This is a genomic window from Collinsella sp. An268, from assembly GCF_002159765.1.
In the GTDB taxonomy this organism is placed as follows: Bacteria; Actinomycetota; Coriobacteriia; order Coriobacteriales; family Coriobacteriaceae; genus Coprousia.
This window is the reverse complement of the sequence record NZ_NFJH01000001.1, coordinates 105,200-120,174: the sequence shown is the minus strand read 5'-3', so window position 1 is coordinate 120,174 and position 14,975 is coordinate 105,200. Positions and strand designations below refer to the sequence as shown.

Annotated in this window: 12 protein-coding genes and 1 tRNA gene; all 13 read right to left on the bottom strand. The window is 64.4% G+C overall.

The genetic code is table 11. From position 1 onward, the window contains the following. Positions 1 to 64 precede the first annotated feature (64 nt). The gene (locus B5F70_RS00545) at positions 65 to 976 is read right to left on the bottom strand and encodes a MurR/RpiR family transcriptional regulator (RefSeq protein ID WP_158094897.1); all 912 of its coding nucleotides are present in this window, start codon (positions 974 to 976) and stop codon (positions 65 to 67) included. A gap of 248 nt (positions 977 to 1,224) precedes the next feature. Then, on the bottom strand, positions 1,225 to 1,947 hold the full coding sequence (locus B5F70_RS00540; protein ID WP_087203613.1) for a GntR family transcriptional regulator: 723 nt from the start codon (positions 1,945 to 1,947) through the stop codon (positions 1,225 to 1,227). A 6-nt stretch (positions 1,948 to 1,953) separates the two neighbouring features. Continuing rightward, a complete protein-coding gene (gene clpX, locus B5F70_RS00535; protein ID WP_087203612.1) occupies positions 1,954 to 3,387 on the bottom strand; it encodes an ATP-dependent Clp protease ATP-binding subunit ClpX in 1,434 nt (477 codons plus the stop codon). Continuing rightward, positions 3,387 to 4,010 (bottom strand): ATP-dependent Clp protease proteolytic subunit, encoded by a 624-nt coding sequence (locus tag B5F70_RS00530; RefSeq protein ID WP_087203611.1) that lies wholly within the window; start codon positions 4,008 to 4,010, stop codon positions 3,387 to 3,389. Before B5F70_RS00530 ends, clpX begins: the two co-directional genes overlap by 1 nt. Before the next feature lie 142 nt (positions 4,011 to 4,152). Beyond that, positions 4,153 to 5,442 (bottom strand): trigger factor, encoded by a 1,290-nt coding sequence (gene tig, locus B5F70_RS00525; RefSeq protein ID WP_087203610.1) that lies wholly within the window; start codon positions 5,440 to 5,442, stop codon positions 4,153 to 4,155. Between the two features lie 100 nt (positions 5,443 to 5,542). After that, positions 5,543 to 5,626: transfer RNA gene (locus B5F70_RS00520), tRNA-Leu, on the bottom strand. Positions 5,627 to 5,693: 67 nt separating this feature from the next. After that, positions 5,694 to 6,341, bottom strand: a complete 648-nt coding sequence (locus B5F70_RS00515; RefSeq protein ID WP_087203609.1) for a metallophosphoesterase family protein — start codon at positions 6,339 to 6,341, stop codon at positions 5,694 to 5,696. Continuing rightward, a complete protein-coding gene (locus B5F70_RS00510; protein ID WP_087203608.1) occupies positions 6,338 to 8,296 on the bottom strand; it encodes a BMP family ABC transporter substrate-binding protein in 1,959 nt (652 codons plus the stop codon). The genes B5F70_RS00515 and B5F70_RS00510 overlap by 4 nt, the downstream gene beginning before the upstream one ends. Positions 8,297 to 8,401: 105 nt before the next feature. Further along, positions 8,402 to 10,588, bottom strand: coding sequence for an alpha-galactosidase (locus B5F70_RS00505; protein ID WP_087203607.1), 2,187 nt, complete (start codon positions 10,586 to 10,588; stop codon positions 8,402 to 8,404). Positions 10,589 to 10,732: 144 nt separating this feature from the next. Continuing rightward, positions 10,733 to 11,581, bottom strand: a complete 849-nt coding sequence (locus tag B5F70_RS00500; protein WP_087203606.1) for a carbohydrate ABC transporter permease — start codon at positions 11,579 to 11,581, stop codon at positions 10,733 to 10,735. Then, complete coding sequence (locus tag B5F70_RS00495; RefSeq protein WP_087203605.1) at positions 11,581 to 12,450, bottom strand: sugar ABC transporter permease; 870 nt, start codon at positions 12,448 to 12,450, stop codon at positions 11,581 to 11,583. Before B5F70_RS00495 ends, B5F70_RS00500 begins: the two co-directional genes overlap by 1 nt. A gap of 12 nt (positions 12,451 to 12,462) precedes the next feature. After that, positions 12,463 to 13,779, bottom strand: coding sequence for an extracellular solute-binding protein (locus tag B5F70_RS00490; RefSeq protein WP_087203604.1), 1,317 nt, complete (start codon positions 13,777 to 13,779; stop codon positions 12,463 to 12,465). Positions 13,780 to 13,803: 24 nt separating this feature from the next. After that, positions 13,804 to 14,913, bottom strand: coding sequence for a sn-glycerol-3-phosphate ABC transporter ATP-binding protein UgpC (gene ugpC / locus B5F70_RS00485; RefSeq protein ID WP_087203603.1), 1,110 nt, complete (start codon positions 14,911 to 14,913; stop codon positions 13,804 to 13,806). Between the last annotated feature and the right edge of the window lie 62 nt (positions 14,914 to 14,975).

Genomic DNA, 14,975 nt, shown 5'->3' with positions numbered 1-14,975 from the left:
TTCTAACGATGTTGCGATTCGCGTTGCGCGAACGCTTCGATTTGCGCAACGGTGTTCTCACCGATCAGTCCTCAATGGGAAGAAGGGGGCCGTTACCGACGGGCCGGGCAGGCGATGCCGCCCCCTTGGACGCCTCGTAGGCGAGCGCCGTCTCCACCCTGCTCTGGTAGTTGACGAAATGGTCCTGGTTGAAGATGCACGCGTATACGATGTCGAGCAGGAGCGCCGTGGAGATGTTCATGGCGAAATGCCCGATATTGCGCTCCAGGCGCTCACGGGAGGAGGCGTACAGGGCAACGTCAGCGATCTCGCTCAGGGAGTTTCCGCCGAAGGAGGTTATCGCGACCACCGGCGCACGGGATTCCCGGGCGCGCCGCGCCACGCGCAGCAGGCGCTCGCTCTCCCCCGAGTACGACAGGAACACGACGCAGACGTCGCCCGAGCCAGCATGGGACGCCCAAAAGAACGCCGAGCTCACACGGGGTTCGATGGTGACGACGCACCCGATCTTGAGCATCTTGTTCTTGAACCCCTGGGCGAACTCGAGCTCCACGCCCGTGGAGCACACCAGGATCTCGGCCGCGTCGCCGAGGATGCCCACGGCGCGATCTATGGAGTCGTCGTCGATGAGGCCCAGGGTGTCATCGACGATCTCGCAGTAGAGGAAACCGATCTTAGGGGCGATCACGAGCCGCTGGTCACCGAAATCGAAGGGGTAGTTGGGGTCGATCTCGTCGAAATGGGAGATGAGGTAGGAGAGTTCCGCCTGTACGGCCGCCCGAAACGAGGCGTAACCGTCGAACCCCAGGCGCTGGCAGAACCTGACCACCGTGGAGGGCGCCACATGGACCTCCGCGGCGATTCCGCGGGCGCTCAGCACCCCGAGCTGGGATCGGTGGGCGATCAGGTAGTCGGCGATCGCGCGCTCAGCGCCATCGGAGGAAGCGCGCATGTGCATGAGCTCGCGCAGGACCACGGACCACTCCCCTCTCGCACCGGACGGCAGCTGAAAAGTAGCCGCCGGACTCGAGCATAGCATATGCGCGGCCCCTCACCGTCGCACGCCATCACCAGCCGCCCCGAGAACGCCCGGACCTCAAGGTCCACAAAGCCCCGCGAAACCTGCCAGACCGCATGTCCGCAACGACACGAAAGAGGGCCCCGGAGGATATCTCCGGGGCCCCATACGCGCCTTCGAGACCGGTGAAACGATGGACGAGCAGCCTAATGGGCGCTCTCATCGATGGTCTGCTCGAAATAGTCCCAGCGCCGATGCATGACGACGTACTCGGCCACCGTGCCGTCGGGAAGGGTCGTGCAGCGCTCCTTGCGCACGCACGGCTCCGCCTCGGCGAGCGAGAGGGCAGACCGAACCTCGCCGTCGGCGGGCATCACGATGCGCGTCACCTCGTGGGAGGCCTCGCGCGAGAGGAACAGGCCGTGGTCCTCGCGCAGGCGCCGATACACCGACTCGTAATAGGAGGGGTCGACATCCTGCTTGATGAAGCGCCGCGGGATGTAGGAGACCTGGTGCTGATAGGGTACCCCGTCGAAGAGGCGCACGCGCTCGATGACGGCGTACCGACCCTTCCCGCTGAGCCCGAGGCGCGAGACCACCTCGGGATTCAGCCCGTCGCCCTCGGGGAACGAGATCCCGAGCACACGCGTCTCGTTCTTCTCGCCACCCTCGAGGAACCGCCCGTTCTCCGAGATACGCACGGGCCGGTATAGCCGTGAGCGGAAGACGAAGGTGCCCTTCCCCTGGTAGCGTACGAGCATCCCCTCGTTCACGAGGTCATTCACCGCATGGATCACAGTGATGGAGCTCGCACCGAACCGATCGATAAGCTCGGCGTTGCTGTAAAAGAGATCCCCCGACTCAAAGCGCCCGCTCTCGATCTCGGAACGGAGCGCGTTCTCGATCTGGATGTACTTCGGCGTACCCATCGCGCCCTACGCTGCGTGGTATACGCGACGGGGCTCCTCCTCGCCGCGGACCGCAGCGGCGGTCACCACGACCCTCTCGACGCCCTCCTCGCTGGGAAGGTCGAACATGGTCTTCTGGAGAAGCTGCTCGCAGATGGAGCGCAGGCCGCGGGCGCCGGTCTTGCGGGCCAGCGCGAGGCGCGCCATCTCGTGGAGCGCCTCGGGCTCGAAGGCGAGGTCGACGCCCTCGAGCTGGAACATGCGGCGGTACTGCTTGACGATCGCGTTCTTGGGCTCGGTGAGGATCGAGACGAGGTCCTCCTCGTCGAGCGCGCGCGTCGCCGTGATCACCGGCGTACGGCCGATGAATTCCGGAATCATGCCGAAGGCGTTGAGGTCCTGCGGCAGGACCTGGCGCAGCAGGTCGTTCTCGTCGGTCGAGGTGGGCCCGGCGATCTCGGAGTTGAAGCCGATGCCCTTGTTGCCCACGCGGTCGGCGATGATCTTGTCGAGGCCCACGAAGGCGCCGCCGCAGATGAAGAGGATATTGGTCGTATCGATCTGCAGCAGCTCCTGCTGGGGGTGCTTGCGGCCGCCCTGGGGCGGGACGCTTGCCACGGTGCCCTCGAGGATCTTCAGGAGCGCCTGCTGCACGCCCTCGCCTGAGACGTCGCGCGTGATGGAGAGGTTCTCCGCCTTGCGCGCGACCTTGTCGATCTCGTCGATATAGATGATGCCCACCTGGGCGCGCTCGATGTCGCCGTCGGCGGCGGTGATGAGCTTCAAGAGGATGTTCTCGACGTCCTCGCCCACATACCCCGCCTCGGTGAGCGCCGTAGCGTCCGCGATGGCGAACGGCACCTCGAGGATGCGCGCGAGCGTCTGCGCCAAGAGGGTCTTGCCCGTGCCGGTGGGGCCGAGCAAGAGGATGTTCGACTTGGCGAGCTCGACGTCGGCGAGGTCGTCGGCGGCGGCATGCTTGCCGATGGGCGCGGAATCGGGACGGCCCGCGCTCTCGTCGAGTGCCGCCTCGGCCGCACCGCCCTCGATGACGCGGCGGTAGTGGTTGTAGACGGCGACCGACATCGCGCGCTTGGCGTCCTCCTGGCCCATCACGTAGAGCGAGAGCTCGTCGTAGATCTCGTGCGGGGTGGGCACGCGGCGGATGACCTGCTTGGCGGGCTCCTCCTCGGCCTCGTCCTCCGGCTCCGGCTCGGCCTCCGGCTGCATGAAACCGAGGTCGCCGAGGCCGGTGTAGCCGCCCTGCGCCATGAGGTCGCGGGCGATGGACTCCTCGAGGATGGCGGAGCACTCCGAGACGCACTCGTCGCAGATAAAGATGTTGTGCGGACCGCGCACCAGCTTGCGCACCTGGTCCTGCGTCTTGCCGCAGAACGAGCAGCGGATGGTATCGTCGGTCATGCTGTCGTAATCGGGGGTGTCATGCGTATCGCGCGGCATTATGCGTCGCCTTTCGCAGCGTCGGAACGGGACGAGATGATGCGGTCGACCAGACCGTATGCGAGGGCGGCGTCGGCGCGGAGGTAGTGATCGCGCTCGGTGTCCTCGGCGACCTTCTCGATGGGCTGGCCCGTCGCGTCGGCCAGGATGCGGTTCAGGTTGTTGCGCGTCTCCTTGATCTCCTGCGCGACGATCTCGATCTCGGTCTGCTGGCCCTGGGCGCCGCCGCTCGGCTGATGGATCATGACCATCGAGTTGGGCAGGCAGAAGCGCTTGCCCTTCGCGCCGTTGGCCAGGAGCACCGCCGCCATGGAGGCCGCCATGCCCACGCAGATGGTGGAGACATCGGGCTTGATGAAGTTCATCGTGTCGAGGATGGCGAGGCCGGAATAGACCTCACCGCCCGGCGAGTTGATGTAGAGCGAGATGTCCTTCTCGGCATCCTGGCTCTCCAGGTGAAGCAGCTGGGCGATGACGAGGTTGGCGGTGACGGAGTTGATCTCCTCGCCCAGAAACACGATGCGGTCGTTCAAAAGGCGCGAGTAGATGTCGTAGCTGCGCTCGCCGCGCGGCGTCTGCTCGATGACATACGGTACGAGCGCATTGTTGAGATGCGTGAGCATGTGCTGGTCCTTCTCTCTTAAAAACGCGTGAGATACGAACACGGTGCCGGGGCCCATGAGGGTCCGGGCACCGTGTAGCGTGCCGGTCAAGAGCTATGATACCCCACCGCACGTGCCGCATGCGCGGCGGCGCGCAGCGTGCCTACTCGGCGTCCTTGGCAGTCTCGTCGACCTCGGTGACCTGCGCGTTCTCGACGAGCCAGTCGACGGCCTTCGAACGGCGGATGGAGTCGCGGACGGCGGGCATGCGGCCCTCGGCGATGAAGCGCTCGCGGGTCGCCTCGGCGTCCTCGACGCCGGCGGTCTCGAACTCATGGTTGACGTCCTCGTCGGTGACCTCGACCTTGAGCTCGCGCGCGAGCGCGTCGAGCGCGAGGGACTCGCGGGCGACGTCGTCGGCCTGGTGATGGAGATCGGCGATGAACTGATCGCCGGTCATGCCGTTGGCCTGGAGCCACGCATCGAGCGACATGCCGCGGGCGGCAAGGCTCTGGAGGAAGTTCTGGCCGAGCTCGGAGAAGACGGACTGCTCGTAGTCGGCGTCCATCTCATCGAGCTCGAGGCGCTCGGCGAGCTTAGCGACGCAGCGGTTCTCCTTGAGCTGCGGGAGACGGGACTCCTTGTCGGCGGCGAGCTCCTCCTTGACGGCGTCGCGCATGGCGGCGATGTTGTCGAAGCCGAAGCCGGTCTTGGCGAACTCATCGGTGAGCTCGGGGAGCTTGCGGGCCTTGATGCCGTTGACGGTGACGCTGACGGCGGCCTCCTCGGCGCCCTCGGTCTCGGGCGTCCAGCTGATCTCCTTGGTCTCGCCGACCTTCATGCCCATGAGGCCCTCATCGAAGGCGGTGGGAAGGCTGCCGGAGCCCATGGCGATCATGCGGGAGTCGCCGGCGAGCGCCTCGGCGTTCTTGATGTTCTCGACCTTGGCGGTGACGAAGTCGGAGTTCTCGACGCCACGGTCCTCGACGTCCTCGAACGTGGCGTGGTAGCCGAGAAGCATCTCGACCTGCGCGTCAATCTCGGACTCGGTGACCTCCGCCGGCGGCATCTCGATGGCGACCGGCTCATAGGAGCTGAGCGCGGGCGCGGGGCGCAGGGGGAACTTGACCTCGTAGCTGTAGTCCTCGTGATCCTTCACGAGCTCGATGCCCTCGTAGTCGGCATCCTTGACCGGCACGATGTCGAGCTCGTTGATGACGGCGGGCTCGGTCTCACCGAGGATGCGGTTGGTGGCGTCGGCGAGCGTGGCCTCGCGGCCGAGCATGTTGTCGATGACGGCGCGCGGCGCACGGCCGGGACGGAAGCCCGGGAAGCGGTACTTGCGGGCAGCGTCCTTGTACGCCTTCTTGATGGCCGCGTCGACGTCGGCGGCAGGAATGGTCACCGTGGCGATGAGCTTGCCGTCCTGCACCTCGGATTGCGTGATGTTCAACGTTCCTCCTCTTGCATGGCCCAGCCGATCTTTGGGCGCTGGGTACCCCTGTATGACGGTTGCCGGCGCGCAGGGTATCCCCCGGCGCGGCCGTGCGCCATGGTGCGGGCGAAAGGACTCGAACCTTCACGGGAATCCCACTGGAACCTAAATCCAGCGCGTCTACCAATTCCGCCACGCCCGCATACGCGACGCACAGACTATGCATGATAGCAGAAAGCTCCTGCTTGTATACGCCAAGGCCGCGGTCCTCAAATGCGGTCCACACCAAGGTAGCCGCGGCGGGCGGATCGAGGCTCTGCGGACGCGCTTAATTCGAGCTCGCGGTAGCCGCAGCAGTTCAGAATCTCCGTCCCCGCAGGGTGAGCACACGCGCGCGCGATACGTCCGTATTCCGGGTGAATGTGCCCATGGAGCAGATAGCGCGGCGAGAGCATCTCAAGGCACGTGTTGAAGGCGTCAAATCCCTGATGAGGAAGGTCGTCGAGGTCACCGTACCCGCGTGGTGGCGTATGGGTCACGAGCACATCAACACCGCCCTGTGCCTTGGCGGCGAGCGAGAGCCGCAGCATCCGCCAGTACATGTCGCGCTCGGTGAACCCAAAGACGCGGTCGTTATAGCGCACTGAGCCGCCGAGCCCCATGAAGCGCAGACCGCGATACTCGGCGATGCGTCCCTCGATCGAGCGACAGCCCTCGGGCGTGTGCAGGCGGTACGCCGTGTCGTGGTTTCCCCACACGTAGAGTAAAGGAACGTTTGCCATCGTCACGATATGCTCGAGGTAGCGCGCGTCGAGGTCTCCACACGACACGATGAGGTCGTACCCCTGCAGGCGCTCTCGCGCGCTCGCCGCGGTAAGCCAGCGCTCCTCCACGTCGGCTATGGCGAGCACCCTCATGAAAGGGTCCCCTTGTGCGGAAGCTTCGTGGGGTCGAGCGGAATCACGCCGGAGACCTCCACCTGCTCGAGACCCGCCTGCGACAGCTCGCGCTGCTCAGGCAAGCGCCCGACGATGTTCTCGTTCAGCCACCGCATGCGCACGATCTCCTCGCTCGAGAGACGGTCGGGCCCGGTATGGACGAGTGTGCCGCCCTGGCTGACGAGCTCCCCGGCAAAGGGGTTGATGCGGCGCGTGAGCATCGACTGGCGGATACCCTCCACGAGCACCCGCTGGCCGTAGGGCACCTCGTCGGAAAGACGGACGTCGAGCACGCCCGCAGACATCCCCCACCAGTAGTTGAGAGCCTCGCCGCGGCGCGTCGCCCCCTCCTTTTTCCACGAGTCGTTTCTGATGGAGCGGACGATGAGCGCATAGTAGCGCCCCCACTTCCAGATGGGCTCGGCCAGGTGGCGGCAGGTGCCGTCGTCCATAATCTCGTAAAGGCCCCAGGGCTCGTCGGGGTCGCTCGGGTCGAGGTAGTCGCGGGCGGAGACCACGCGCACATCGCTCTCGGCGAGCTCGCGCTTCCAGTCGTAGTCCTTGGCGGAGAACCATTTGAGATAGACCGTCACATACGGGTCGATCATGCGCGCGCCGATGGCAAAAGCGTTGATCTCTGCCACGGTGCCATAGACCGGGTTCTCGGCCACGTAGCCCACGCGATGGTTCTTGGCCATGCTCGCCGCAAGGGCGCCGAGCAAAAACTTTGCCTCATACAGCCGTCCCGCAAACGTGCGCACGGCGCTGTGCGAAAGCGAGACCGAACAGTTGATGATAGGAAGCTCCGGGTGCGCCACCGCCGCACGCAGGCAGGAGCGCATCTGCGTGGGCGAGACCGTGACGATGAGGTCGGCGCGGCGACGCGTGGCGTCGGCAACAGCGGCGTCGAAGGCGGCATCGTTGTTGCAATCGAAATATGCCTGGGACATGACGGTCGGCCCGACCTTCTCAACGAGCTTCATCCGACCCTTCTCATGAAGCGCCGTCCAGCCGTCGACCTCGGGCGAAGACTCGTAGATAAACGCCGCGAAAAACGGCCGGGACCCCATGGTCTCTTTGGCGAGCGATTTGATCTCGGGAATGATATTGGTGCGCTTGCCGCTTGGGTCTTCGAGGTAGGCCACCTTGCCGCCGTCGCGAGAGACCACAAACTCATCCCAGATGCGCGCGACGCGTGCATCGACCTCGGCGGGAAGCGCATGCACCGCCTCGTCGTATCCAAACACCTTGAGATAGATAAGAAACGCGCTGCCGGCGCTCATGCCGAGGGTCTCGCCGTGGCGCGCCCGGAAGGCGGCGGCAAACGCATCGAAAGCCGAGCGCAGGTCGCGCACGGCGTCATCGGGCCAGGAATTGTCCAAGTCACGCCCGGCAAACGCGGCTAGGCGCGCGTAATCGCCCTCTTCGGCAAGCACGATGCCAAAGACGGGGGCAACGCGGTAGAAGCGCATGAACTCCTGGTAGACGCGGTAGGCCTTGCTGTCACTCGGCATAGGCACGACGCGCGTGATCTTGGCGAGCACCGTCGGCTGCCCCAGATAGCGCAGGACCGAGACGCGCTTGTTGCCCTCCTGCACGTAGAAGCGCTGGAGGTACTCGTAGACCACGATGGGCTCGTGGATGCCCTCGGCGCGCTGCGAGTCGATGAGGTCGCTCCACTTGCTCGCGAACTCCGTCGATGCCTCCTGCAGGGGCATGAAGCCAGACGAAAAGCTGTTCTGACGGCCGCGCGTGCGCGTGCCGGCGATGAGCGAAAGGTCAATCTCGGCAAGACCGAGGGGAATCTCGCCTTGGTAGCCCTCCCCTTTGAGGATGTCGTCGAGCGCCGGAGGATAGGGGTACCTGCCCGCGGCGACATCGGCCTGGAACTCCTTGGTTGCGCGCTTGTGGGCGCGGCGGTAATCCTCGAGCATGCGCTTCCCCTTTCTATAGGGCAGATATCCTGCGCCGGGAAGAGCCGGTCCCGCGGGACCTGGGCAAAAGGTGCGCCGGGGACGAACCCCGGCGCTACCGCTTCCCTACAGGCGCTCGAATCGGTAGGTGCGACCCATGTACGGCTCGGCGTTGATGGGCAGCGGGAACCCCTCGTCCATAAGGGCGTCCGCAGCAAAAACATTGCCCGTGGTGAGCTCACGGTAGAAGGCGCCCGGCGTGAGCCCGCGCGGGGTGACGTAGCGTGCCACACCGTAGCCCTCGATGAGCAGAAGCACCGTACCGAGCACAGCCTTGCTGCCGTCTTCTGCCACAAACTCCCAGGCGCAGACCTCGTCCGCGGGACCCGAGAGGCGGAAGTAGCGACCCTCGCGCACCACGTCCTCAATCTCGCGATGGAGCGCGACCTGCGCCTTGACGTGCTCGCAGGCGCGCTCGGGAAGATCGTTCAGGTCAAGCTCGTAGCCAAAGCCGCCCCCTGCGAGCGCAACGGTGCCGCGGGCAGAGATGGGGGTCGTGCGCCAGTTGATCTCGTTGGGGCAAGCCGAGACGTGCGCGCCCATGGTGGACGCCGGGTAGCCAAACGAGGTGCCGTACTGGATGGCGAGCCGGTTGACGGCGTCGGTGTTGTCGCTCGTCCAGATCTGCGGCGTGTAGTAGAGCATGCCGGCGTCAAAGCGGCACCCGCCCGCAGAGCAACCCTCGAACAGGATGTGCGGATAGCGCTGCACCAAGCGCTCGAGGAGCTCGTAGAGGCCGCGCGTGTAGTCGTAGAGCACCTTGCCCTGGTCGGTGGCGGTGGCGGAGTAGAGGTCCACGATGTTGCGGTTGCAGTCCCACTTGACGTACTCGATGTTTGCCTGGTCAAAGACGGCGCACAGCTGCTCGTAGATGTTGTCGCGCACCTCTTTGCGCGAGAAGTCGAGCACAAGCTGGTCGCGGCCGAGCACGGGGTCTTTGCCGGGTATGGCGAGCGCCCAGTCGGGATGTGCGCGGTAAAGGTCACTGTCCTCAGAGACCATCTCCGGCTCGACCCAGATGCCAAACTTGAGTCCGAGCGCGTTCACGCGGTCGACGAGCTCAGCGAGGGTGCCGCCGAGCTTCTCCTCGTTGACGTACCAGTCACCGAGCGCTCGGAAGTCATCGTTGCGCTTGCCAAACCAGCCGTCGTCCATAACGAGCATCTCGATACCGAGCTCGGAGGCCTTCTTGGCAAGGTCCACGAGCGTGTCGCCCGTGAAGTCAAAGTAGCAGGCCTCCCAGCTGTTGAGGAGCACCGGGCGCGGACGATCGCGCCAGGTCCCCCGCACCACGCGCGTGCGGATGCAACGGTGAAGGTTCTGCGAAAGGGCGCTCAAGCCGTGCGCCGAGTAGCTCATGATGACCTCGGGGGCCACAAGCTCCTCGCCCAGCGCGAGCGGATAGGAGAAACGGTCGTCGGCAAGGCCCATCTGCATACGCGTCTGGGCGTACTGGCAGCGCTCGACCTCCGCCTCAAAGCCGCCGCTCCACACGAAGCTCATCGACCAGGCGCGGCCCGAGGTCTCGGTGGTCGCGCGGTCGCAGAGAATCATGAGCGGGTTGTACTGACCAGAGGACATGCCGCGGCGGCTGCCCACGTGGAAGCTACCATGGTCGACAAAGTGGCGGTCGACGCGGCGCTCCATGGCGTGACGGCCGCTGAAGGTGATGACGTCAAAGCTGCCGTGTGTGAAGTCGAGGCACGCCGTCTGCAGGCGGTCGATGGTAAGGGCCGCCTCGCCGGCGTTGCGCACGATGGCGGCGCGGCAGATGACATCGAGGTGCGGCATGACGCCGTAGAGGAGCTCAACCTCAAGGCCCAAACGAGGGTCCGAGAGCGTCACCGAGAGCGTCTCCGCACCGTCTCCCTCCCCCTCGTCGTAGACCGCGGGAAGGCCCGGCAGCGCGTACTTGCCCGAGCGCACCTCATGGCGCGCATAGCGCAGGTCGCAGCCGTACACGCCGGCGGCGTCGCGCACGCGCAACAGGGGCGCGCGCATATCGCCCGCGCCGTCAAAGGGAAACTCCTGCGGCAGCACGTCGAGAGAATAGGTACGGTCGTGCACGTCGTGCGGACAGACGCACAAACCGCTGCGGTCCGCATAGGTGACAAGATAGTCCATGGTCCCCTCGGAGCGTGTACCGTAGTACAGATGCAGCAGGTAACCCGGCTCATCGACACGCATCTGGTACGTCGTATTGTCGGTGTGGAGGGTGAAGGTGCGGCTCGTCTCGTCCACGATGATAGGCATGGGTCCCCAATCCAGGTCAGATGATTCGGTCGGCTCTCCCCCGCCCACGGCCTGCGCCTGCGCATCGCCCGCACCCCAAACGAGGTGCGGGCGATGCCGGTCAGCCCGGCACGTCAACGGGCAGAACCACAAAGTATGGGTATGTTACTTTACCGCGCCGTTGGTAACGCCGCCGATGATCTGCTTCTGCGCAAAGATATAGAAGATTATCATCGGGAGCATGGCGAGCAGATACGAAGCAAAGGCGAGCGGATAGTCCGTACCAAACGCCGTCTGGAAGCTCATCTGGGCAAGCGGCAGGGTGTAGACGCCCGAGCCGCCCATGATGACGAGCGGGGTCATGACGTCGTTCCAGACCGCCAGACCGGTGAGCACCGCCACGGTGGCGTGCATCGGCTTCATGATCGGGAAGATGACCTTCCAGAACGTCGTCCACGTGCTGGCACCGTCCACGCGTGCCGCCTCCTCGAGCGCCACAGGGATGTTGCGCAGGTACCCCGTGTAGAGCATCACGTTCATCGGCATGTAGAAGACGATGTAGAGGATCATGACGCCCACCATGTTGTCGAGGTGCATGATGGCGGTCTGCTTGACGAGCGGCATCATAAGGATCGCGAAGGGCACGTACATGCCGGCGATGATGAAGAGGTAGCTCCACTTGAAGACGCGGCGCTCCATGTTGCGCCCGATCGCGTAGGCCGCGAGCGAGTGGATGAGGATAGAGACCACCACGGCCACCACGGTGATGAGAAGCGAGTTCATAAAGGAGGTGAAGAACTGCGTCGCCTCCATCGCCTCGAGGAAGTTGGCGAAGTCCCACGTCTCGGGCAGCGTGAAGATCTCCAGGCCCGTGGGCATCTTATCGGCGACCGCGATGCGCACCGCCATGTAGAGCGGGAAGATGATGACGATGAGCGCGAGCAGGATGAGCCCTGCGGTGATGGGCCAGTTCACCCGTTCCTTTACCTTGGCCCCGAATGCATCCTTAGCCATTAGAGCTGCTCCTCCTTACTGCTCAGGAAGTTTGTCTGCACGATCGAGATGACCGCGATCAAGATGAAGAACATCACGGCGTTCGCGCACTGGAAGCCGAATTGCCCGCCTGACAGACCGTTGTTGTAGATGAGGTACGAGATGGACTCCGTCGACTGAGACGGGCCGCCGGAGGTCATGGCCACGATCTGGTCGAACACCATGAGCATGTTCTTCATGACGAGCACCATGTTGGTGGTCACGCTCGGCATGATGAGCGGCAGCGTGATGTAGCGGAACTTGTTCCAACCCGTCGCGCCGTCGAGCGAGCCCGCCTCGTACACATCCTCCGGCACGCTCGAGAGACCGGTGATGTAGATGATGGTGGTCTGCGCGCAGGACTGCCACACGAGTACGACCACGATGGCGATCCAAGCGAGGTCGGGCGATGCCAGGATCGACTCGGTGCCGGTGAGCGCCGGGATGATCCAGGTGAAGAGGTAGCTGAACACATAGCCCACCACGAGGGCGCCCAGGATCTGGGGCACGAAGAACAGGCCGCGCAGCGCGCTCTTGAATTTGATCTTACTCGACAGCGCGATGGCGAGCAGCAAGCTGATGACGTTGGTGAGGATCGTCGCCACCACGGCCACCTTGAAGGTGAAGAGGTAGGAGTTGCCCACGCGCGCGTCGCTGAAGAGGTCGAGGTAGTTCTGCAGGCCCACGATGTCGAAGGCACCGTAGCCCTTGGAGTTGGTGAAACTGTAGAACACGCCCGTAAGAAGCGGGAACGTGTTGAAGGCGATGAACAGGATGAGCACGGGGATGAGGATCGCGTAGAACGTCTTCATGCGACCCGAGCCGACCTTGCCCTTGGTAAGCGTTGCCATATCGTATCCCCCTTAGTGCTGGCTCTCGTATTCCTGTACCTTGCGGATGACGTCGCGGTTATAGCGCAGCCAGTCGGTGTCGAAGCGCTCGAGGAAAGCGGCGATGGCGGTGTCGTCATCGCGCTCGTCGAGCAGCATCGTCTGCAGCTGCGCGTCGACGGCCATGGCAGACTGGTACGAGTGGTCGAGGTAGTCGAGCACGCGGTCCTCGTCCAGGAACTCCTGGATGCCGTCGAAGAGCGGGTCGAGCGTGAAATCGCCCTCCACGCAGGGGATGGCGCGCTGGTCGTCGAGGTAGGTCTGCAGGTTCTCGGGCTCGGCCAGGTAGTCGAGCACCTCGAAGACGGCCTCCTTGTGCGGGCAGGTCTCGGCAACGCACCACTGCAGGTCCACACCGGAGACCACGATGCGGTCGGCAGGGTCGTCCGCCGAGGGCATGGCGAACATGCCCACGTTGATATCCGGGTTACCCGTGAGAATCTGCGGGACGGCGAAGCTGCCGCAGGGGTACATGGCGCTCTTGCCGTTGGCGAAGCTCGTGCAGGCGTCGTTGTAGCTTGCGGCGAAGGGGCCGGGCTCGCCGGGCAGCAGCGTCTGGCTGTACTGCAGCATCTGGCGCATGCGACGTGCCGGCTCTCCGTAGTAGTCGGCGAACTTGGCCTTGCCGGCGTTCACCTGACGGGCAAGATCGGAGGGCACCATGTTGACCGTCACGGAGTTCCACGGCGAAAGGATGGTCCACGTGTCGAGGTAGCCAAGGTAGAACGGGGCAACCTCACCCTCGGCCTTGATCTCCTCGCAGAGCTCGATGAGCTCGTCCCACGTCTCGGGGATGGACCAGCCCTTCTCCTCGAACATATCGACGTTGTAGAGCATGCCCGCAGCGTTTGCCACATAGGGCACGCCGTAGATGCCCTCCATGGGCACGTAGGTGACGCTCTTCAGGATATCGGTGTACGACTTCTTGACGTTTCCAATGCCCTCGTAATCGGAGACATCGGCCAGAATGTTGGAATCGACGAAGTTCGCGTAGTCGCCGTCGCCGCCGATACCGATGACATCGGGGTAGTTCTCGCGCACGAAGCGCGTCTTCATGATGGTGACGGCGTCGGCAGGGCTGTCGATCTTGAGCACGATGTCGTCGTGCGCGGCGTTGAAGTCGGCCTGAATCTGGTCGAAGATCGACTTGGCCTCCTGCTTGTAGGAGACGATCTCCACCTGAACCTTGCCGTCCGCCGTCTCGCTCGTGCATCCCGCAAAGAGGACCGACGAGAGCGCCGCCGCCGAGAGCCCGAGCGCATGGCGCCGGGTGATGGGTTTCGCTGTCATATGCGTATCAGCTCTCCTCTCGGGCTAGTGGACGATGGCGAGCTCGGTGTCCTTGTCGAACACGTGCAGCTTGTCCATGTCGAAGGCGACCTGGATGCGGCTGCCGGTGCGCACCGGGTTGGCGGCGGAGAGGTGCGCGGAGATCTGCCCGCCGTCCACATCTCCGTAGATCATGGCCTCGGAGCCCAGAAGCTCGTACACCGTGACGGTGGCATCGATCTTCTCGGAGAGGTTACGACCCTCGGCGTACTCGTGCTCCTCGACCACGTCCTCCGGGCGGATGCCGGCGACCACGACCTTGCCGACGTAGGGCTTGAGCGTGGCGGCCTTGGACGCGGGGACCGTAACGGTGTTCTTGCCGAAGGTGAGCGTGACCTTGCCCGCGACCTCCCCCACCGTCGCGTCGATGAAGTTCATCTGGGGCGAGCCGATGAAGCCGGCGACAAAGAGGTTGCACGGCTCCGCGTAGAGCTTGGAGGGCGTGTCGACCTGCTGCATGACGCCGTCTTTCATGACGACGATGCGGGTGCCGAGCGTCATGGCCTCGGTCTGGTCGTGCGTGACGTAGATGATGGTCGCGCCCAGGCGGTCGTGCAGCTTGGAGATCTCGGCGCGCATCTGCACGCGCAGCTTGGCATCCAGGTTGGAGAGCGGCTCGTCCATGAGGAAGACCTTGGGCTGGCGGGCGATGGCGCGGCCCATGGCAACGCGCTGACGCTGGCCGCCGGAGAGCGCCGAGGGCTTGCGGTCGAGCAGCTTCTCGAGGTCGAGGATGCGCGCGGCATCCTGTACGATCTTATCGATCTGGTCCTGCGGGACCTTGCGCAGGCGCAGGGGGAACGCCATGTTCTCGTACACCGTCATGTGCGGGTAGAGGGCGTAGTTCTGGAACACCATCGCGATGTCGCGGTCCTTGGGTTCCACGTCGTTGACAACCCTGCCGTCGATCTTGAGCGTGCCCGAGGTGATATCCTCGAGGCCCGCGATCATGCGCAGCGTCGTCGACTTGCCGCAGCCCGAGGGGCCGACGAAGATGATGAACTCCTTGTCGGCGATCTCGAGGTTGAAATCCTTCACCCCCTCGTAGCCGTTCGGGTACCGTTTGCCCACGTGTTCGAGCGTCAGTCCGGCCATGTACCTACCCCTTCCCGTACGGGTCCTCGTGCTTTGCGGTTGCGACAGGCAAAGCGTATCTT

Bases quoted from the DNA above. Each gene is read 5' to 3' on its own strand.
- B5F70_RS00540 (WP_087203613.1), bottom strand. From the start codon at position 1,947: ATGGGTACGCCGAAGTACATCCAGATCGAGAACGCGCTCCGTTCCGAG.
- clpX (WP_087203612.1), bottom strand. From the start codon at position 3,387: ATGCCGCGCGATACGCATGACACCCCCGATTACGACAGCATGACCGAC.
- B5F70_RS00530 (WP_087203611.1), bottom strand. From the start codon at position 4,010: ATGCTCACGCATCTCAACAATGCGCTCGTACCGTATGTCATCGAGCAG.
- B5F70_RS00515 (WP_087203609.1), bottom strand. From the start codon at position 6,341: ATGAGGGTGCTCGCCATAGCCGACGTGGAGGAGCGCTGGCTTACCGCG.
- B5F70_RS00510 (WP_087203608.1), bottom strand. From the start codon at position 8,296: ATGCTCGAGGATTACCGCCGCGCCCACAAGCGCGCAACCAAGGAGTTC.
- B5F70_RS00505 (WP_087203607.1), bottom strand. From the start codon at position 10,588: ATGCCTATCATCGTGGACGAGACGAGCCGCACCTTCACCCTCCACACC.
- B5F70_RS00500 (WP_087203606.1), bottom strand. From the start codon at position 11,581: ATGGCTAAGGATGCATTCGGGGCCAAGGTAAAGGAACGGGTGAACTGG.
- B5F70_RS00495 (WP_087203605.1), bottom strand. From the start codon at position 12,450: ATGGCAACGCTTACCAAGGGCAAGGTCGGCTCGGGTCGCATGAAGACG.
- B5F70_RS00490 (WP_087203604.1), bottom strand. From the start codon at position 13,779: ATGACAGCGAAACCCATCACCCGGCGCCATGCGCTCGGGCTCTCGGCG.
- ugpC (WP_087203603.1), bottom strand. From the start codon at position 14,913: ATGGCCGGACTGACGCTCGAACACGTGGGCAAACGGTACCCGAACGGC.